The sequence below is a fragment of the Streptomyces sp. NBC_01198 genome (assembly GCF_036010485.1).
In the GTDB taxonomy this organism is placed as follows: Bacteria; Actinomycetota; Actinomycetes; order Streptomycetales; family Streptomycetaceae; genus Actinacidiphila.
Window position 1 is genome coordinate 5017779 of sequence record NZ_CP108568.1, and the last position, 18798, is coordinate 5036576.

Sequence of the window (18798 nt, forward strand, 5' to 3'; positions counted from 1 at the left end):
CATGACAGCCAACGCGGCAGGTGCCGCGCCTTCCGCCGTCGCCGTACTGGACGGCGTCAGCGTGCGTCGCCACACCACCGGCCAGGCGATCCTCGACGACATCGACTGGACCGTGCGCGCCGGCCAGCACTGGGCGCTGCTCGGCGCGAACGGCGCGGGCAAGACCACGGTCCTGCGGCTGATCGGCGCCCTCATGCACCCGACCACCGGCACGGTCGACGTCCTCGGCCACCGCCTCGGCCGGGTCGACATGCGCGAACTGCGTGCGCACATCGGCCTGGTCTCCTCGGCGCAGAAGGTGCCGCTCGACGCCACCGCGCACACCGTGGTCCTGACCGGCCACACCGGCACCGTGCAGCCACTGTGGCGCAAGTACGACAGCCAGGTGCGCGACCGGGCCGCCGCCCTGCTCGCCGAACTGGAGATCAAGGAGCTCGGCGAGCGGGCCTACGGCGTCTGCTCCGGGGGTCAGTGCGCCCGCATCCTGGTGGCCAGGGCGCTGATGGCCGACCCGTCGCTGCTGCTGCTCGACGAACCGTTCAACGCCCTGGACCTGCCGTCCCGCGAGGACCTCGTCGACGCCATGCACGGCCTCGCGACGTCCAGAGCGGGGCTGGCCACCATCACCGTCACCCACCACCTGGAGGAGCTGTCACCGGCGATCAGCCACGTGCTGCTGCTCAAGGAGGGCCGGGTGCTGAGCTCCGGCCCGGCGGAGCAGGTGCTCACCGCAGAGTGGATGACGCAGTGCTTCGGTCGTCCGATCGAGGTGAGCCGGCACGACGGGCGGTGGCTGGCGCGCTCCGGACGCGTACGGCCGGCGACGCCGTGACCTCGGCCCGATGCCGCACACTCACCCCGGCAGGTGACGTGCGGGACCCGGTATTGACTGCGCCGCGCAACCTTCAGCGCAGCCAGGGCACGTCCGCGCCGTCCGCTTCGTGCAACCCCTCGGCGAGGATGCGCGAGATCTCGCCGAGCCGCAGGTTCTGCTCGGCGGTGAGCCGGTCGAAGATCGCGGCACGGACCGCGGCGACGTGTCCGGGCGCGGTGCGCACCAGCTCCGCGTAGCCCGAGTCGGTCAGCACGCACACCTGCCCGCGGCGGTCGGTAGGACAGTTTTCGCGGCGTACCCAGCCGTTGCCCTCCAGGCGGGCGACGGCATGCGACAGCCGGGACCGGGTGATCTTGGTCTGCTGGGCCAGCTCGGTCATGCGCATCTTGCGGCCGGGCGTCTCGGACAGGGTGCTCAGCAGCGCGTAGTACATGTGCGGGATACCGGCGTCCCGCTGCAGCTGACGGTCGAGGTGATCTTCGAGCAGGGTCGTGGCGTGCACGAACGCCCGCCAGGTCGCCTGCTCCTCTTCGGTCAGCCATGTCATGGCGTTCATGGTACGTGCACTTCTTGAAGCTTCAATAACCTAGCGGCACGCCCAACGGTGCTACGCCCCCCGCCCGGTCGTGACGCAGGTCACGCGGCCACCCCGAAATATCCGGGGAACTGCTCCCCGTTTAGTGTGCTGACGTGGGGATGGAGATCGACTTCCCATCTCCACGCGATGTCCGGCCCATGCCATTCACCAGACCGGGGGGAGTCCGCCAGTGCCGCTCGACCTGCAGACCACCGTGCCGCCACGAGCCGTGCGACTGCGGGCCGACGCCACCCGTAACCGCGAACGCATCATCGCCGCGGCCCGCGAGGCGATCGTCGAACTCGGCCCCGACGTCCCGCTCGACGAGGTGGCCCGCAGGGCGGGCGTGGGCAACGCCACGCTCTACCGGCACTTCACCGACCGCGCCGAACTGATCCGTCAGGTCACGTTGTCAGTGGTGGCCCGTACAGTGAAACGCGCCGAGGACGCCCTGGTAGAGCCGGACGCGTTCGCCGCGCTCTGCCGTTTCGTCCTCGAAGCGGCGGATGAGCGGATCGGCGCCCTGTGCCCGCTGCTCTCCGATGTTTTCGACCGTCAGGACCCCGCGGTCGTCAGCCAGGTCGAACAGATGCAACGATCGATCCGCGCCCTCATCGAACGCGCCCAGCGCGCCGGCCAGTTGCGCACCGACATCGCCGTCGGTGACCTGATGGCCGCCGTGACGCAGCTCACCCGGCCACTACCGGGCACCTGCTGTGCGGGCTTCGACCGTTTCGTCCGTCGCCACCTGCAACTGTTTCTCGACGGTCTCCGCGCGCCCGCGCGCTCGGTGCTCGTCGGGACTGCCGCGACCCTGGAGGAACTGCAATTCCGTCCGTCATAAACCGTTCGCAATGCCCTTCAATCGGGTTATAGCGTAGTCGGGTTCGCCGCGTCCGCGAGCCCGCACAGCCCGAGTCAGCCGCTCATCCCGCTTGAGCAGAGCCGGAGCCGAACCGAAGACCGGTAAGGACTCCGGCCCCGATCCACCGCCGCAGTACGGTGCCGGGCCCCTCGCTGACACACGTCCCCACGTCCTGTCACTCCGCACCGATTAGTGAGACCAGCAATGCCTGAAACACCTCAGCCCGATCCGAAGCGCTGGACAGCGCTGATATTCATCGCGATAGCCCAGCTGATGGTCGTACTCGACGCGACCATCGTGAACATCGCACTGCCGTCCGCCCAGGCCGACCTTGGGATCTCCGACGGCAACAAGCAGTGGGTCATCACCGCCTACACCCTCGCCTTCGGCGGCCTACTGCTCTTCGGCGGCCGGGTGTCGGACCTGTGGGGACGCAGGAACACCTTCATCGTCGGCCTGCTCGGCTTCGCCGTCGCCTCCGCCATCGGCGGCGCCGCGGTGAACACCCCGATGCTGCTCGGCGCCCGCGCCCTCCAGGGCGCCTTCGGTGCTCTGCTGGCACCCGCCGCACTGTCCCTGCTCGCGGTGACCTTCACCGACGCCAAGGAGCGCGCCAAGGCCTTCGGCATCTACGGTGCCATCGCCGGCGCCGGCGCCGCAGTCGGGCTGATCCTCGGCGGAGTCCTCACCCAGGCCCTGAACTGGCGCTGGGCGCTCTTCGTGAACATCCTCTTCGCCGCGGTCGCCGTCATCGGCGCCATCACGGTCATCCGCGAGCCGGCCCAGGGCCACAACCGCAACCGTCTGGACATCCCCGGGGTCATCCTGGTCAGCGCCGGTCTGGTCGCCCTCGTCTACGGCTTCACCCGCGCGGACAGCGACGGCTGGACGTCCGGCATCACCCTCGGCCTGTTCGTGGCATCGGTGCTGCTGCTTGCGGCCTTCGTCTACGTCGAAAGCCGCGTCGCCGCCCCGCTGCTGCCGCTGCGCGTCGTGACCGACCGCAACCGCGGCGGTGTCTACCTGTCGCTGGGTCTGGCCATCATCGGCATGTTCGGCCTGTTCCTCTTCCTGACCTACTACCTGCAGCTGGTGCTGGGCTACTCGGCCATCAAGTCGGGCTTCGCCTTCCTGCCCATGATCGGCGGCATGATCGTCGGCTCCACCCAGATCGGCACCCGGCTGATGCTGCGGGTCCGCCCGCGGCTGCTGATGGCTCCCGGCTTCCTGGTCGCCTCGGTCGGCATGCTCATCCTGGCGCAGATCAAGGTCGACTCGTCCTACGCCTCGGTGCTGCTGCCGGGCCTGATCCTCATGGGCCTCGGCATGGGTACGGCCTTCATGCCGGCGATGAGCCTGGCCACGCACGGCGTGCGGCCGGAGGACGCCGGTGTCGCCTCCGCCATGGTCAACACCTCCCAGCAGGTCGGCGGCTCCATCGGCACCGCTCTGCTGAACACCCTGGCCACCAGCGCGTCCGCGACCTGGGTGTCCGCGCACCTGGCCGCGAAGGGCGACCTCACGCACGAGCTGTTCGTCGACCGGTCGCTGGTGCACGGTTACTCCGTGGCCATCTACTGGGCGACGGCGATCCTGGTGCTCTCCTCGGTCCTGGCCTTCGTCCTGGTCAACGCCGGCGTCCAGAGCGGCCCGGAGCGCGTCGACGGCGACCAGCCGGCCGACGACTTCGCGGTCCCGGTCATCGCCCACTGACCGTAGGACGCTACGACCGCCGACCAGTGCGACCGTTCCTCGTCGTAGCGATGACAGGTCCCCGCTGCTTCCGTTCGCTCGGAAGAGTGGGGATCTGTCGTTTCGTCGTACCGACGGCCGTACGAAGATCCGGATGTCGCGCAGCAACGAGCCCGCGGGCGGTTCTTCCTACAAGCCCTCCGGCCAGTTGTACGCCGAGGGCACCTGCACCTTGTCGGCCGGTGCGCCGTAGACGACGGCGATCTCCTCGTGGGCGGCCAGCTTGATCGAGGCGGGGTCGCCGGTCTGCTCCTTGCCGTTGACAAAGACGTGCAGTTCCTTGCCACCGCCGGTCTTGAACGTGCCGAGGACGTCGTTGCCGATCGGCACGTTCCACTCGGTCATGAACTGCCCGAGGGTGAATTCGGCCTCCACGGGCGACTCGATGTGCACGACGCCCGAGGTGTCGTGCGTGTGCAGCGGGCTGATCTGCTGCTTGGGGACGTCGATGCCGACCTCGGCGGGTACGGTCACCGCCTTGCCGTCCACGAACACGTCCAGGTGGCTGTGGATGTGCAGCACCTGGCCCTCCTGCCCGAGCATCGGCAGCCCCGCCGCCTTCACCCGCGCGCTGGCGTCGGGGGGCGCTGGCCAGTTCACCGACGACGCGGCCGGCTTGTTGTCGCCGCCGGCGGCACTCGCGGTGGCGGCCGTGTCCTCCTTGCTGTCGGAGCCGCACGCGGCCAGGGTCACAGCGCCGGCCAGGACGGCCACGCCGATCGCGATGCGTCGTTTGTGCTGGGGCATGAGGTGAGGTGTCTTCCTGTTCAGCCGAGCTGGACGGAGCGCTTGGCGAGCCCCATCCAGAATCCGTCGATGATGCTGCGCTGGCTGCCGAGATCGGACTCGGCGGCGCCGAGCGTAACGAACAGTGGGGCGAAGTGCTCGGTTCGTGGGTGCGCCAGCCGACCAGCCGGCGAGGTGTGCTCGAAGTCCAGCAGCGCGTCGACATCCTGAGCGTCCAGCGCTCGCTGCCCCCAGTCGTCGAATTCCGCCGACCATGCCGGCGGCTGGGGGCCGGCATGGCGCAGGGCGGCGAGATTGTGGGTGAAGAAGCCACTGCCGACGATCAGCACGCCCTCGTCCCGCAGCGGCGCGAGCCGGCGGCCCATCTCCAGCAGTCCGGCCGGATCCAGTGTCGGCATCGAGACCTGCAGTACGGGGATGTCCGCCCGGGGGAACATCTCTACCAGCGGCACATACGCACCGTGGTCCAGGCCGCGGTCCGGTACGTCCTGCACGGGGTTGCCGGCCCGGCGCAGCAGCTTGCGCACGTCCTCGGCCAGCGCGGGCGCGCCCGGCGCCGGGTACGTTACCTCGTAGTAGTGCTCCGGAAAACCCCAGAAGTCGTACACCAGGGGCACCGTGGTGGTGGCGCCGATCGCCAGCGGGGCGTCCTCCCAGTGCGCGGAGATGACCAGCACCGCTCGAGGCCGCGGCAGACCGGCCGCCCAGGCGGCGAGCTGCCCCGGCCACACCGGGTCGTCCGCGAGCGGCGGGGCGCCGTGAGAGAGGTAGAGCGCGGGCATGCGCTCCACGGCGGCTGCGGTCATGGCGCCCTCCTTGAATGTTCAAGCGTACGGGAGGACGGTAGCGCTGCCTGATTGAACCTTCAAACACTGGTGCCCCTACCGCGGCTCTTCGCCGACGAGGCACCGCTCAGCTCAACCGCTTCTCCAGCCACGCCACGTCGTGGTAGGTGCCGAACTTCCGGCCGACCTCCTCGTACACCCCGATCTGCTGGAACCCGAAACGCTGGTGAATGCGTAGGGACGCCTCGTTGGGCAGTGTCACGCCCGCGTACGCCCGGTGCAGGTCCTCGCCGGCCAGCGCCTCGAAGAGCGCCGTGTACAGCCGCGTGCCGACGCCTTGCCCGCTGGCATCCGGCGCCAGGTAGACGGTGGTCTCCACGGACGTCGCATAGGCGGCCTTGGGGCGGAACGGGCTGCTGGTCGCGTAGCCCAGAATCCGCCCGTCACCGCCCGACTGAGCAACCAAGAGGCGGTGCGGGCCGTCTTCCGGGTGGGAGAGCAACCAGGGGCGGCGCTCGTCGGGGGTGAAGGGGCTGACGTCGAAAGTGATCGGCGTCTCACGGATGTAGTGGTTGTAAATGTCGGTGAGGCCCGCCAGATCGCCCTCGTTACCCGCTCTGACCTGGACGTCCATGCGTTCCGGCATGACATGACCTCTCAATGTGGTGAGACAGGGTACTGCATGATCATAAAAAATAGGTGACGACATGGGAATTGTGTCCGGATTCCAGTCGTTATCCCGAGCGGACGGGGAAAGCGCACAGCAGAGCCGTAGAGCTACGGCAGCCAACAGATCGGCTGCGCCAGCAACTCCACGCACCGACTGTGACCGCACCTGGTCCGACAGAGACCGACCGCACCTTCGTAAAGGGAGCACGCATGGCAACCCGTGCCGTCGCCCGTCGTCACGCAGGCGGGACCAGCAGCGTTCGCGCCGCAGGCGGGGAAGTAGCCGACCGCGACCTCGTCGGCATGTACCTGGACGAGATCGCGCGTACGCCGCTGCTCGACGCCGCCCGCGAGGTCGAACTGTCCAGGGACATCGAAGCAGGCGTCTACGCCGAGCGTATCCTCGCCGCCGACCCCGAACTGCCCGCGGGTGCGGGTGGCGACATCGGCCGCGAAGAGCTCGAGGCCCTGGTGGCCGCGGGCGAGAACGCCAAGGACGTCTTCATCCGCTCCAACCTGCGGCTCGTCGTGGCCGTCGCCCGACGCTACCCCCGCAGCGGTCTGCCGCTGCTCGACCTGATCCAGGAGGGGAACGCCGGCCTTGTCCGCGCCGTTGAGAAGTTCGACTACGCCAAGGGCTTCAAGTTCTCCACCTACGCGACGTGGTGGATCAGGCAGGCCATCACCAGGTCCATCGCCGACCAGTCCCGCACCATCAGGCTGCCGGTACACCTGGTCGAGGAGCTGGGCCGGATCCGGCGCGTGCAGCGCGAGTTCAACCGCGAGCATGGCCGCGATGCCGAGCCCGCCGAGATCGCCAAGGAACTGGCATCTACTCCGGAACGCGTTTCGGACGTGCTGGACTGGGCACGTGATCCGGTGTCGCTGAATATGTCGGTGGACGCCGAGGGCGAGACCGAATTCGGTGACCTGGTCGAGGACGGCGCAGCGCCGTCCCCGGAGGACTCGGTGCTGGTGATGCTGCGCCGAGAGGAGCTGGACGGACTGATCGACCGGCTCGATGACCGCACCGCCTCCATCATCCGGGCCCGCTACGGCATCGTGGACGGCCGCGAGCGCACTTTGACCGAGGTCGGCAAGGAGCACGGTCTGACCCGCGAACGCATCCGCCAGATCGAAAAGCACGCGCTCGCCGATCTCAAGCGGATGGCCCGCGCGACCGGCCTGGACTACGAAGCCGCCTGACAATTCCACAACGCTGGTCCGCATACGGACCGGCCCCACATACCCGGACCCCGGTGCATCCCCCCCGCGCCGGGGTTCGGCCTGTCCCGCCCACCCCGCCCGGCCGGATTCACCACACGGGTGCCGCTCGACCTGCCCGGCCAGAGGGGGTGAGACTCTTCCTGACATGACTGACGACAGCGTCGACGCCGAGGCGGGAGGCGGCCCGCGGCCGCACCCCGACGAGCCGCACCACGAAGGGCTGAGCACCCGGCTGAACTGGCTTCGCGCCGCCGTCCTCGGAGCCAACGACGGCATCGTCTCCACCGCAGGCCTGGTCGTGGGTGTCGCCGGCGCCACCAGCTCACGATCGGCGCTCCTGACCGCGGGGCTGGCCGGGCTGATGGCGGGGTCGCTGTCGATGGCCGCGGGGGAGTACGTGTCGGTGAGCACCCAGCGGGACTCCGAGCAGGCCGCCCTCGCCCTGGAGCGCGAAGAACTCGCCTCCACTCCACAGGCCGAGCTGGAAGAGCTCACCGGGTTGCTGGAGGGCCTCGGCATCACCCACGACCTGGCACACCAGGTCGCCGAGCAACTGACCGCCCGCGACGCCCTCGGCGCACACGCCCGCGTCGAACTCGGCATCGACCCGGACGTGCTCGCCAACCCCTGGCACGCCGCCTGGGCCAGCTTCATCTCCTTCACCGCGGGCGCGCTGCTGCCCCTGTTGGCCATCGTGCTGCCACCGCACGAATGGCGACTGACAGTCACCGTGCTCTCCGTGCTGGCCGCGCTGACCGCCTGCGGCTGGATCAGTGCCCGGCTCGGGAACGCACCAGCACGCCCCGCCATCGCGCGCAACGTGGCCGGCGGCGCGATCGCTATGGCCGTGACCTACGCGGTGGGCCTACTGCTCGGTGCGGCAGGCGTCTGAACGGGCCGCCGGCCTGCGCACCGCCGGCCCGCACTGGTATCCGTAGCCGGGAACCCGGCCACGCCGACCACCTCGGTGAGCGGGGCCACCTCCGGACCACCACCGTCGGCCTGCCGTGCCCGACTCAGGGGGTGCCCGGCGACCCCGCGGGTTCCAGCAAGCCGGTGACCAAGAACCCCTCGAGCCGCTCCACGTAGGGCGCGATGTCGATGCCCTGTGCCGCGAGCCAGCCGTCCGCGTAGTACTTCTCCAGATAGCGCTCACCCGGGTCGCACAGCAGCCCGACGACGCTGCCGTGCTCGCCGCGCGTGCGCATCTCCGCGATGATCCGGAACGCGGCCCACAGCCCCGTGCCGGTGGAAGCACCCGCGCGGCGGCCGAGCAGTCGTTCAAGGACCCGCACGCTCGCGATCGACGCCGCGTCCGGGACCCGCATCATGCGGTCGATGGCGCCCGGCACGAAACTCGGCTCCACGCGCTGGCGGCCGATCCCCTCGATCCGCGAGCCGGTGGCGGTGGTGGCCGTCGGGTCGCCGTCCCGCCAGCTCGGGAAGAACGCCGAATTCTCCGGATCCGCCACGCAGATGCCGGTGGTCGCCTGCGCATAACGTACATACCTGGCGAGAGTCGCCGACGTCCCCCCGGTCCCCGCGGTCGCCACGATCCAAGCCGGCACCGGGTGACGTTCGGCCGCCAACTGGCGGAAGATCGACTCGGCGATGTTGTTGTTGCCTCGCCAGTCCGTCGCCCTCTCCGCGTACGTGAACTGGTCCATGTAGTGGCCGCCGGTCTCTGCCGCCAGCCGGGTCGCCGCCCCGTACACCTGGCCCGGGTCGTCCACCAGATGGCATCGGCCACCGTGGAACTCGATGAGATCCACTTTCGCTTGCACGGTCCCGCGGGCCATCACGGCCACAAAGGGGGCACCGATCAGCCGCGCGAAATAGGCCTCCGACACTGCCGTCGACCCACTGGACGCCTCGATCACCGGCCGCCCCGGGCGGATCCAGCCGTTGCACAGGGCGTACAGGAACAGCGAACGGGCCAGGCGGTGCTTCAGGGACCCGGTCGGGTGGGTCGACTCGTCCTTCAGATAGAGGTCGATTCCCCACTGCGTCGGCAGCGGCACGGACAGCAAATGGGTATCGGCGGACCGGTTCGCGTCCGCCTGGACCTTCCCCACGGCCTCGCTCAACCAGCGGCGGTACGCGGGGTCGCTTCGGTCGACGTCCGCCTCCGTCAGCGGATGGGGAGGAGCGCCGGCCTGCTGTGGTGGTTCTGGTGCGTGCATGGGGCCAGGTATATCCGTCCTGCTGCGTCAAACGGACACTTGGGGTATCTCCCCCCACTCGCTTGGGTGCCGGGGCGGCCCGGCGACCTGGCGTGGCACCGTACGCTTGCGGCATGAGCAGCGTCGCGGACTCCGAGCCCACCTCAGCCACAGGCGGGTCCGCCGACCCCGGTGCGCGCACCGGATCCGGATCCGACTCCGATGGCCTGCCAGATCCCTCGGCTGACCGGTCGGAGGCGCCGGCCGATGCCGCGGCAGCGCCGCGTGCGACACCCGCGACCACCGGGCTCGTCTTCGACGACCCACTAGACCGCCCGTCCTCGGACGACACCGATCGCGGCTGGGGTGAATCAGCGGCGGGCTCGGGGGACGACGACTTCACGCGCTTCCTCAGCGAGAAGCCGCCGCACCACCTCTGAATCCGCGCGGTCCCTTCTGCGATCAGCCCGTGCCACCCGATCGTGGAGCCACCAGCGCGTCGCGGATGTCGTGAAGCACCATGGTCTCCTCCGCCTCCTCTGACACCGGTTCCACTTCCTCCACCGGCCGATGCCGTGCCGCGCGACGCGCCAGGTAGCGGGCCATCGGAAGCACCATCAGGAAGTACACGAGCGCGGCGGTGATCGGGAACGTGAGCGCCGCGCTCAGCACAGAACTCCACAGGATGTGGATACCGTTGGTTACGTCGCCCTTGTCGTTGACCCCGCATGGGCCCTTGGGACAGGACGAATAGCCAGCGCGGTCCTTCGTACCGAAGGCACCAACCAACGGGTTGATGAGTCCGTTGTCCACGGAATTCACGACGCTGCTGAACGCGGCCCCGATAACGATCGTGACCGCCAGGTCGATCACGTTCCCCCGCAAGACGAATTCCTTGAGGTCCGCCAGCAGGCTCCGCTTGCCCGCGCTGCTCATTGACGTTCCTCTTCCCTGCTGCCGGCCTAGCGGAATGGACAATTCCGCTATAGAAGGCAATCCGGGGTCGACCTGTCCAATCGCCTTTCACGAAGGGGTGATTCAGCACAGTGACACCGCCAGCGGCGACGACACGGCGGCGCCGGACAGTGCGGCTGCGATACGTCGGGGCACGGCGAGGACGACCAGTGCTCCACCCGCGGTTCCGGCGTCCGGGGCGGCGGACGGCAGGTCGCTTTCCGCCGAGGCGGCGGGCGCGACCTGCCCATCGGGCTGCTCCGGAACGGCGACCACGGGCACCGCGGACGCCACCACCCGCGCGGCTGCGAGCACGTCCACCCGGTCACCAGGCTGCAGCAGCCGTACCGCGGCCGCATCGGTGATCCGCACCGGCGCCTTGACGATCTCGTCTGCGGCGTCGCGGACTCCACGGCCCGCCGCCGGAGCATGCGTCGCGGGATCTCGTACGGTCACCGGCCTATGCGGCGGGGAGCCATGGGTTGCCGACACCGCCAAAGCGGCAGCCACCACGGCAAGGCCGACCACGAGGGGCCTGCGCCTGAGCCGAGACGGGCGGGGGAACAGACGCCGGCCACCGCGTCTTCCGGCCCTGATCGGAGGGAAGAGGGGGACCGTGCAGCGAGGAGGCGTGTACGGCTCCGGGGCGGCCAGAGACGAGGACGGTGGCGGCTCTGGCTGAGCGGCGGCCGGCCGTGAGAAAAGGGAGAGATCGAAGCGTCCGGAAGCAGCGGCCGGAACTGGGGCGGGCGCGGATGTCCGCATGAGGAATCACCACCGGATGGAAGGGGCATCGACCGGATATTCGGTCGATGCCCCCACCATCGCGCAGATCGAAGGCACCGCGGCCGGCCCCTGTGGATAACTCCGCACCTGTGGATAACTGCGGAATCGTCAGCCTGCTCCAGGTCCAGGTGGACGCCGAGGCGGCCGCCGGTTACGGCAGCGTGATGCCCGGATCCTGTCCGCCCAGCGCCTCCACGCACAGGCACTTGCGCTCGTCGTTGCCGGGCAGCGCTCCGATCACCTCGAAGAGCACGTCCCGCATGCGCCCCACGTTCGCCGCGAAGACCTCCAGGACTTCCTCATGGGCGACGCCCTCGCCGGTGTCCGCACCCGCGTCGAGGTCGGTGACCAGCGTCAGGGACGTGTAGCAGAGGCCGAGCTCCCGAGCCAGGACCGCCTCGGGGTGACCGGTCATACCGACCACCGACCAGCCCTGGGCCGCGTGCCACAACGATTCCGCGCGGGTGGAGAAGCGAGGTCCTTCCACAACGACAAGGGTCCCGCCGGCCACGGCTTCCCACCCGGTCGCCCGAGCTGTGTTCACCGCGACCTTCCGGCCTACCGGGCAGTAAGGGTCGGCGAATGTCACGTGCACGACATTGGGCACCTGGCCGTCCGACCGGGCCTCTCCGTCGAAGTACGACTGCGCTCGCGATTTCGTACGGTCCACGAGCTGGTCGGGCACGAGCAAGGTGCCGGGACCGTACTCGGCGCGCAGGCCGCCGACCGCGCACGGGCCGAGGACCTGACGGACTCCGACTGAGCGCAGCGCCCACAGGTTCGCCCGGTAGTTGATCTTGTGCGGTGGCAGGTGATGGTCGCGGCCGTGCCGGGGCAGGAACGCCACCCGGCGGCCGGAGACGGTTCCGAGGAAGAGGGAGTCGCTGGCCGGCCCGTAGGGGGTGTCGACCGTGATCTCGGTCACGTCGTCTAGGAATGAATAGAAGCCCGACCCGCCGATCACGCCGATCTCGGCCTGCTCCTGGGTCGCGTCGCTGCTCTGCACCATGATGATCACCTTAGGCCGGGCGGGGAACACGACGAACCCCCGTCGTCCAAGCGACGGAGGTTCGTAGGGTTCAGCGGATGCGGCAGTTCGTTGCCAATGGCCTCAGGCGGCCGACGAACTGCTCGACGTGGACGACGAGCCGGACGAGCTCGACGAGGAGGACTCGGACGAGCCCGATGCCGAGCTTCCCCCCGACTTGCTGTCCGCGCCCGCACTGCCGGTTTTGGCAGCAGGCGCGGTGCTGGACGAGGAGCTGCGGCTGTCGGTCCGGTAGAAGCCGGAGCCCTTGAAGACCACGCCCACGGCGGAGAACACCTTGCGCAGTCGTCCGCTGCAGTTGGGGCACACGCTCAGCGCGTCATCGCTGAACTTCTGCACCACCTCAAGGCCCTCGCCGCACTCGGTGCACTGGTACTGATACGTCGGCACTAGCTCCTCCTGGCACTCTCACTCAATGAGTGCTAACGACGCTCAATAGTGCAGCATTTCCGTGCGTCAGTCCACCGTGACCCCCCGACGGTGACCGATCACACCCGACGCCACTACACCCCGCTGCCCCGGCACCAGGTGGCGGCGCAGCCCCACGAGCATCACGAGCGCGACGACTGTGCCGGTCAGGGGCACGGTGAAGCCGGCATGCGCTCCAGCGCGATCGGCCAGCAGACCCGCGACGGTGACCGCTGCCGCCTGCCCGAGCGCGACGGCGCCTGTCAGCCAGGTAAAGGCCTCGGTCCGAGCGGAGGACGGCACCAGCGCGTCTACCAAGGTGTAGCCGGTGATCAGCGCCGGCGCGATGCACAGCCCGACCACCAGGCCGAGTACGCCGAGCACCGGCAGGGCTTGCACGGCCCACAGTGGCCCGCAGGCGAGTGCCAATGCCGTGTATGCGGCCAGCAGGCGCAGGCGGGGGCTGCGTCGCCATGTGACGGCGCCGTAGACCACGCCCGCCAGCATGTTGGCCGCCGCGAAGATGCCGTAGACCACGCCGCTGAGGCCCGGGTGACCGGCTTCCTTGGTGAATGCGGTGATCGACACCTGCATGCCGCCGAAAACGGCACCGATGCCGAGGAACGCGATGACCAGCGCGCGGACGCCAGGGATGGACAACGCCGACGCGCTGCGCCGAGCGCTGCCTGCGCCCATGCGGTGCGGGACGGGGGCGGTCTTCCGTTGCACAGCGAAAAGACTTCCTCCCGCAAGCGTCAGCGCTGCCTCGGCGATGAGCCCGGCCGCCGGGTGCACTCCCGTGCACAGTGCCGTGGCGAGAACCGGTCCGATGACGAAGGTGAACTCGTCGGTCACCGATTCGAAGGCCGCCGCGGTCTGCATGAGCGGCGACCTGCCGGGAGAGAGGCCGTCCAGGGTCACGGCCCAGCGCGAACGCACCATCGGTCCGATCTGCGGCACGGTCGCCCCGGTCGGCACCGCCGCCGCGAAGAGCACCCAGACGGGCACGTGCGCCAGTCCAAGCGCCACTAGAGCGCTGACGGAGGCGGCATGCAAGGCGATGCCGGGCACCAGGACTGCGCGCTGCCCGAACCGGTCGGCCAGTCGGCCGCCACGCGGCGAGCAGACCGCCATGGCCACGCCCGTCACCGCCGCAACGGCTCCGGCCGTCCCGAAGGAGCCTGTGGTGTGTTCAACGAGGAGCACGATGCTGATCGTGAGCATCGCGAAGGGCTGCCGTGCGGCGAACCCCGGGAGGACGAACGCCCATACTCCCGGCGTGCCCAGCAGTTGCCGGTAACCCGGCGCTCGGGCAGTGCTGTCCTCCGGGGAAGGCAAGGTGGACGGGGAGGTGGGCACCGTGGATGCCACAGCCTGGTCTTTCTGCTGTCTGGTAGCGCGGTGGCGGTGCAAAGCCGTGCCATCACGCCGAGAGCCGTCCGCTCAGCGCGGTGTTCCGCGCCGGCTCTGCGTCAGACAGAGGTTGTGCTCGACAAATACCGCACCATGCTACGCGGCTTTGCCGGCGCCTCGTCCTGGTCCGATCGCTCCTTCACCCTGGCGTTTTCACACCTGGCGTTGCCCTTCGCGCTGCCCGAGCCAGCCCGCGAGCTTGCCACCGCGTCCGACGGCCCGCAGACGGTCCTCCGCGGCGTCCCGCACCGGGTCGGTGGCGACGACGAGCAGCTCGTCACCCCGCCGCAGGGTCGTCGACGGCAGGGGCACGAAGCTGGCGCCGTCTCGCACGACGAGGGTGACCGCGGACCCGGTCGGAAGCCGCAACTCGTTCACCTCGACGCCGTGCATACGCGAACCCTCCGGAATGGCCACGGAGAGCAGATGACCGCGCAGCCGCTCGAGAGGCGCCGATTCGATACCCAGATCCGCCGGGCCGCTGCCCGCGCCGAGATGGAGCCGCCGCGCCAGCCACGGCAGCGTCGGGCCCTGCACCAGGGTGTAGAAAATCACCAGTACGAAGACGATATTGAAGATCCTGCGACTGTCACCCACCCCGGTGACCATCGGGATGGTGGCCAAAACGATCGGTACCGCCCCGCGCAGCCCCGCCCACGACATCAGCGCCTGTTCGCGCCACGGGATGCGGAAGGGCAACAGGCTGATCACGACCTCCGCGGGCCGTGCGAGCGCGGTGAGGAACAGGCCGATGATCAGAGCGGGCACGACGTCGTCACCCAACTCGTGCGGCGTCACCAGCAAGCCGAGCAGCACGAACAGGCCGATCTGGGCGATCCAGCCCAGCCCCTCCGCGAAGCCCCGGGTCGCCGGCCGGTGTGGGAGCTTCGCATTACCGAGAATGAGCGAGGCGATGTAGACGGCGAGAAAGCCGGAGCCGTGCGCCATGGCGCCGGCCGCGTAGGCAGCCACCGCGATGGCCATCACGGCAATCGGGTAGAGGCCGGAAGCCGGGAGGGCGACGTGCTTGAGCCCGTAGGCGCCGACCCAGCCCACGGCGAGCCCGACGGCGGCCCCGATCGTCAGTTCAAGGAGGATCTCGCCGAGCAGGTAGTACCAGGAGTCGATGGGCCCGGTCGCGGAGAAAGCGACAACCATGATCACGACGGGCGCGTCGTTGAATCCGGACTCGGCCTCCAGCACCCCGGTCACCCGCTTGGGCAGCGACACATTGCGCAGCACGGAGAACACCGCGGCGGCGTCGGTCGACGACACCACCGCTCCGATGATCAGCGACTGCCGCCAGTCGAGCCCCACCGCGTAATGTGCCGCGCCAGCGGTGATGAACACGCTCACAAGGACGCCGACCGTCGACAGGACGGCGGCGATGGGCATCACCGGTTTGATCTCATGCCACTTCGTACCGAGTCCGCCCTCGGCGAGGATCACCACAAGTGCGGCGTAGCCGAGCACTTGGGTCAGCTCGACGTCGTCGAAGGTGAAGCCGAACACGCCGTCCTGTCCGATGGCGACGCCGATGCCGAGATAGATGAGCAGGGTCGGCAAGCCGCTCCTGGAGGCCAGGCGGACGGCCACGACGGCGACGAGCAGCACTGCCGCGCCGACCAGCAGGATCTCATTCAGGTGGTGGACAGTCAGGGGCCCGATCCTTTCAACTTTGTTGCCTAGTCTAATATTTTACCTTCTCTTGACGTTGCATGGTCCACCTTATGGCTGGCCGGACTCCGAGTCCTGGCCCCACAAGGCATGCGCCTATGGTTGCCCTTGCACAACGAGCACCTTGATCATCTGGTCCGCCCTGCCCCTCGAAGGACAGCGATGCCCGCACGGAAGAAGTCCCGCCGCGTCCGCTACATCGTGATCACGATCGTGCTGCTGCTCGTGGCGGGCATCGGCTTCGGCTCGTACTGGAGCGTCAGTACGGTGCGTGCCTCGTTCCCACAGACATCCGGCTCGCTCAAGCTCGACGGTCTGTCCGCGCCGGTCGACGTCAAGCGTGACGCCTACGGCATCCCGCAGATCTACGCGGACACCCCGCAGGACCTCTTCCGCGCCCAGGGCTACGTCCAGGCGCAGGACCGCTTCTACGAGATGGACGTGCGCCGCCATCTCACGTCGGGGCGGCTGTCGGAGATGTTCGGCAAGGGGCAGGTCGAGACGGACGCCTTCCTGCGCACCCTGAACTGGCACGGCATCGCGCAGGAGGAGTACAACACCAAGCTCGACGCCACCACCAAGGAGTACCTGAAGGCCTACAGTGACGGCGTCAACGCATACCTCAACGACCACAGTGGCGCCGCCCTCTCCGTCGAGTACGCAGCGCTGAAGCTCACCAACCACTACAAGCCTGAGCTGTGGACGCCCGTCGACTCGGTGGCCTGGCTCAAGGCGATGGCGTGGGATCTGCGCGGCAACATGCAGGACGAAATCGATCGTGCGCTCATGACGAGCCGCCTCAGCCAGGCGCAGATCAAGCAGCTCTATCCCGCCTACCCCTACGACCGGAATCAGCCGATCGTCGACGCGGGCTCCGTCGACTCGGTCACCGGTGACTACGCCCCGGCGAACTCGTCCGGTCCGCAGGGGCTGAGCAGCACCGTCGACAGCCAGCTCGCGGGCATCTCGCAGATCATCGACCAGATGCCGGCGATGCTCGGCCCGACCGGTAGCGGCATCGGCTCCAACTCGTGGGTGGTGTCCGGCGCCTACACCACCACGGGCAAACCGCTGTTGGCCAACGACCCGCACCTGGCGCCGCAATTGCCCTCGCTGTGGTACCAGATGGGTCTGCACTGCCGCACGGTGAACAACGCCTGTCCTTACGACGTGGTCGGCTACACCTTCTCCGGTATGCCTGGAGTCGTCATAGGCCACAACCAGGACATCGCCTGGGGCATGACCAACCTGGGAGCGGACGTCACCGATCTCTACCTGGAGAAGGTGACCGCGAGCACCTACCTCGTCGATGGCAAGCAGAAGCCGTTCACGACGCGCAAGGAAGTCATCAAGGTCGCGGGCGGCAAGAACCGCGTGATCACCGTACGGAGCACCAACAACGGTCCGCTCATCTCCGACCGTAGCGACGAGATCCGTGACGTGGGGCAGACCGCACCAGTCACGGATGCCCCCGGCGGTGTCAACGCCGGATACGCGGTCGCCCTCAAATGGACGGCACTCACTCCTTCGAAGACCATGGATGCCGTCTTCGAACTCGACAGGGCGACCGACTTCGACCACTTCCGTGACGCCGCGGCCGACTTCGCGGTCCCGTCGCAGAATCTGATCTACGCCGACGTCAAGGGCAACATCGGTTACCAGGCACCCGGGCAGGTGCCGATCCGCGCGACCGACGACGACGGCACCTATCCGGTGCCCGGCTGGGACTCGCACTACGACTGGGAAAAGAAGAGCATCCCGTTCAAGTCCATGCCGTACGAGTACAACCCCCCTCGCGGGTACATCGTGACGGCGAATCAGGCGGTCATCGACCAGAGCAAGTATCCGTTCCTGCTCACCCAGGACTGGGGATACGGCACCCGCAGCCAGCGCATCAACGACCTCATCGCCTCCAAGATCAAGGACGGCGGCAAGGTCTCGATGGACGACATGCAGGCGATGCAGGGCGACGACAGCAGCGAGATCGCCAAGCTGCTCGTTCCGTACCTCCTGAAAGTCGACATTTCTAACGACAAGAACAGTTATGTGCGTAACGCACAGAAACTGCTCGAAGGCTGGGACTACAACCAGGACGCCGACTCCGCCGCCGCTGCGTATTTCAACGCAGTGTGGCGCAATGTGCTGAAGCTCGCCTTCGGCAACAAGCTGCCGAAGGAGCTGCGCCCCGAGGGCCAGTGCTTGCGGGTGCCACCCGTCGGCCAGACAGGGCCGGTCGACAATCTCGACGGCAAGGGTGTCGACACCGTCGAGGAATGCGGCGAGCGCGACCCTGCCGAGGCGCAGCCGGACGGCGGTGACCGCTGGTTCGAGGTGATGCGCGACATCCTCCCCGACCAGACCAACGCCTGGTGGACGATGTCCACCACCGCCTTCTTCGGCACGGACACGAACAAGGCCCACCACAGCACCCGTGACGAATTGCTCGAGCAGGCCATGAAGGACGCCCGCTATGAGCTCACCGCGAATCTGGGCAAGGACATAAACACCTGGAGCTGGGGTCGGTTGCACAAGCTCGACCTGAAGAACCAGACCCTCGGCACGGACGGCCCGGGCGTGATCAAGTGGCTACTCAACCGAGGTCCGTGGCAGCTCAGCGGCGGCGAGGCCGCGGTGGACGCGACCGGCTGGAACGCGGCGGGCGGATACGACGTCAACTGGGTGCCCTCCATGCGGATGATCGTCAACCTCCAGGACTTCGACAAGTCCAGGTGGATCAACCTCACCGGGGCCTCAGGCCACGCATACGACCCGCACTACACCGACCAGACCCAGAAATGGGCCGACAACGAGCTCTTGCCCTGGTATTTCTCCGATGAGCGCGTGGACCAGGAAGCCAAGGCAAAGATGGCGCTGACCCCGTAACCCGGCGTAC

Annotated in this window: 18 protein-coding genes; 7 read left to right on the plus strand and 11 right to left on the minus strand. The window is 68.5% G+C overall.

Annotation, left to right across the window (positions count from 1 at the left end; all coding sequences use genetic code 11):
* The first annotated feature begins 1 nt into the window (after position 1).
* The gene (locus OG702_RS22435; protein WP_327290709.1) at positions 2-832 is read left to right on the plus strand and encodes an ABC transporter ATP-binding protein; all 831 of its coding nucleotides are present in this window, start codon (positions 2-4) and stop codon (positions 830-832) included.
* 73 nt (positions 833-905) lie between these two features.
* Here OG702_RS22435 and OG702_RS22440 read toward each other — a convergent pair whose 3' ends face one another.
* Positions 906-1391 carry a MarR family winged helix-turn-helix transcriptional regulator gene (locus OG702_RS22440; protein WP_327290710.1) on the minus strand — a complete coding sequence of 162 codons (486 nt, stop codon included), beginning with the start codon at positions 1389-1391 and terminating at the stop codon, positions 906-908.
* A gap of 211 nt (positions 1392-1602) precedes the next feature.
* Between OG702_RS22440 and OG702_RS22445 the strand changes: the two genes are divergently transcribed.
* Positions 1603-2256 carry a TetR/AcrR family transcriptional regulator gene (locus tag OG702_RS22445; protein WP_327290711.1) on the plus strand — a complete coding sequence of 218 codons (654 nt, stop codon included), beginning with the start codon at positions 1603-1605 and terminating at the stop codon, positions 2254-2256.
* Positions 2257-2481: 225 nt separating this feature from the next.
* Entirely contained in the window at positions 2482-3990 is a 1509-nt protein-coding gene (locus tag OG702_RS22450) for an MFS transporter (RefSeq protein ID WP_327290712.1), read from the plus strand.
* Between the two features lie 168 nt (positions 3991-4158).
* Here OG702_RS22450 and OG702_RS22455 read toward each other — a convergent pair whose 3' ends face one another.
* The 3 genes from OG702_RS22455 to OG702_RS22465 all read right to left on the minus strand — a co-directional run bounded on the left by OG702_RS22455 (position 4159) and on the right by OG702_RS22465 (position 6207).
* Positions 4159-4776: a hypothetical protein gene (locus OG702_RS22455; RefSeq protein WP_327290713.1), complete on the minus strand. Its 618-nt coding sequence runs from the start codon at positions 4774-4776 to the stop codon at positions 4159-4161.
* Between the two features lie 20 nt (positions 4777-4796).
* Complete coding sequence (locus tag OG702_RS22460; RefSeq protein ID WP_327290714.1) at positions 4797-5582, minus strand: dioxygenase family protein; 786 nt, start codon at positions 5580-5582, stop codon at positions 4797-4799.
* A gap of 106 nt (positions 5583-5688) precedes the next feature.
* Positions 5689-6207 (minus strand): GNAT family N-acetyltransferase, encoded by a 519-nt coding sequence (locus OG702_RS22465; RefSeq protein WP_327290715.1) that lies wholly within the window; start codon positions 6205-6207, stop codon positions 5689-5691.
* 233 nt (positions 6208-6440) lie between these two features.
* Here OG702_RS22465 and OG702_RS22470 point away from each other — a divergent pair, with 233 nt between their 5' ends.
* Together OG702_RS22470 and OG702_RS22475 are read left to right on the plus strand one after the other, a co-directional pair.
* A complete protein-coding gene (locus OG702_RS22470; protein WP_327290716.1) occupies positions 6441-7436 on the plus strand; it encodes a sigma-70 family RNA polymerase sigma factor in 996 nt (331 codons plus the stop codon).
* A gap of 166 nt (positions 7437-7602) precedes the next feature.
* The gene (locus tag OG702_RS22475; protein WP_327290717.1) at positions 7603-8349 is read left to right on the plus strand and encodes a VIT1/CCC1 transporter family protein; all 747 of its coding nucleotides are present in this window, start codon (positions 7603-7605) and stop codon (positions 8347-8349) included.
* A 124-nt stretch (positions 8350-8473) separates the two neighbouring features.
* Here the strand turns inward: OG702_RS22475 and OG702_RS22480 are convergent, their stop codons facing one another.
* A complete protein-coding gene (locus tag OG702_RS22480; protein ID WP_327290718.1) occupies positions 8474-9640 on the minus strand; it encodes a PLP-dependent cysteine synthase family protein in 1167 nt (388 codons plus the stop codon).
* A 113-nt stretch (positions 9641-9753) separates the two neighbouring features.
* Between OG702_RS22480 and OG702_RS22485 the strand changes: the two genes are divergently transcribed.
* Positions 9754-10059 carry a hypothetical protein gene (locus OG702_RS22485; RefSeq protein ID WP_442814504.1) on the plus strand — a complete coding sequence of 102 codons (306 nt, stop codon included), beginning with the start codon at positions 9754-9756 and terminating at the stop codon, positions 10057-10059.
* A gap of 22 nt (positions 10060-10081) precedes the next feature.
* On the opposite strand, the gene OG702_RS22490 is transcribed toward OG702_RS22485, so the two are convergent.
* The 6 genes from OG702_RS22490 to OG702_RS22515 all read right to left on the minus strand — a co-directional run bounded on the left by OG702_RS22490 (position 10082) and on the right by OG702_RS22515 (position 15923).
* Complete coding sequence (locus OG702_RS22490) at positions 10082-10555, minus strand: large conductance mechanosensitive channel protein MscL (protein ID WP_327290719.1); 474 nt, start codon at positions 10553-10555, stop codon at positions 10082-10084.
* A gap of 102 nt (positions 10556-10657) precedes the next feature.
* Positions 10658-11029 carry a hypothetical protein gene (locus OG702_RS22495; RefSeq protein ID WP_327290720.1) on the minus strand — a complete coding sequence of 124 codons (372 nt, stop codon included), beginning with the start codon at positions 11027-11029 and terminating at the stop codon, positions 10658-10660.
* A gap of 481 nt (positions 11030-11510) precedes the next feature.
* Positions 11511-12368 carry an S-methyl-5'-thioadenosine phosphorylase gene (locus OG702_RS22500; protein ID WP_327290721.1) on the minus strand — a complete coding sequence of 286 codons (858 nt, stop codon included), beginning with the start codon at positions 12366-12368 and terminating at the stop codon, positions 11511-11513.
* Positions 12369-12470: 102 nt separating this feature from the next.
* The gene (locus OG702_RS22505; protein WP_327290722.1) at positions 12471-12797 is read right to left on the minus strand and encodes an FmdB family zinc ribbon protein; all 327 of its coding nucleotides are present in this window, start codon (positions 12795-12797) and stop codon (positions 12471-12473) included.
* 66 nt (positions 12798-12863) lie between these two features.
* A complete protein-coding gene (locus OG702_RS22510; protein ID WP_327293325.1) occupies positions 12864-14153 on the minus strand; it encodes an MFS transporter in 1290 nt (429 codons plus the stop codon).
* Between the two features lie 228 nt (positions 14154-14381).
* Positions 14382-15923 carry a potassium/proton antiporter gene (locus tag OG702_RS22515; RefSeq protein WP_327293326.1) on the minus strand — a complete coding sequence of 514 codons (1542 nt, stop codon included), beginning with the start codon at positions 15921-15923 and terminating at the stop codon, positions 14382-14384.
* 144 nt (positions 15924-16067) lie between these two features.
* Here OG702_RS22515 and OG702_RS22520 point away from each other — a divergent pair, with 144 nt between their 5' ends.
* The gene (locus tag OG702_RS22520; RefSeq protein WP_327290723.1) at positions 16068-18788 is read left to right on the plus strand and encodes a penicillin acylase family protein; all 2721 of its coding nucleotides are present in this window, start codon (positions 16068-16070) and stop codon (positions 18786-18788) included.
* Positions 18789-18798 lie beyond the last annotated feature (10 nt).

Bases quoted from the DNA above. Each gene is read 5' to 3' on its own strand.
- OG702_RS22435 (WP_327290709.1), top strand. From the start codon at position 2: ATGACAGCCAACGCGGCAGGTGCCGCGCCTTCCGCCGTCGCCGTACTG.
- OG702_RS22440 (WP_327290710.1), bottom strand. From the start codon at position 1,391: ATGAACGCCATGACATGGCTGACCGAAGAGGAGCAGGCGACCTGGCGG.
- OG702_RS22450 (WP_327290712.1), top strand. From the start codon at position 2,482: ATGCCTGAAACACCTCAGCCCGATCCGAAGCGCTGGACAGCGCTGATA.
- OG702_RS22455 (WP_327290713.1), bottom strand. From the start codon at position 4,776: ATGCCCCAGCACAAACGACGCATCGCGATCGGCGTGGCCGTCCTGGCC.
- OG702_RS22460 (WP_327290714.1), bottom strand. From the start codon at position 5,582: ATGACCGCAGCCGCCGTGGAGCGCATGCCCGCGCTCTACCTCTCTCAC.
- OG702_RS22465 (WP_327290715.1), bottom strand. From the start codon at position 6,207: ATGCCGGAACGCATGGACGTCCAGGTCAGAGCGGGTAACGAGGGCGAT.
- OG702_RS22470 (WP_327290716.1), top strand. From the start codon at position 6,441: ATGGCAACCCGTGCCGTCGCCCGTCGTCACGCAGGCGGGACCAGCAGC.
- OG702_RS22475 (WP_327290717.1), top strand. From the start codon at position 7,603: ATGACTGACGACAGCGTCGACGCCGAGGCGGGAGGCGGCCCGCGGCCG.
- OG702_RS22480 (WP_327290718.1), bottom strand. From the start codon at position 9,640: ATGCACGCACCAGAACCACCACAGCAGGCCGGCGCTCCTCCCCATCCG.
- OG702_RS22485 (WP_442814504.1), top strand. From the start codon at position 9,754: ATGAGCAGCGTCGCGGACTCCGAGCCCACCTCAGCCACAGGCGGGTCC.
- OG702_RS22490 (WP_327290719.1), bottom strand. From the start codon at position 10,555: ATGAGCAGCGCGGGCAAGCGGAGCCTGCTGGCGGACCTCAAGGAATTC.
- OG702_RS22500 (WP_327290721.1), bottom strand. From the start codon at position 12,368: ATGGTGCAGAGCAGCGACGCGACCCAGGAGCAGGCCGAGATCGGCGTG.
- OG702_RS22520 (WP_327290723.1), top strand. From the start codon at position 16,068: ATGCCCGCACGGAAGAAGTCCCGCCGCGTCCGCTACATCGTGATCACG.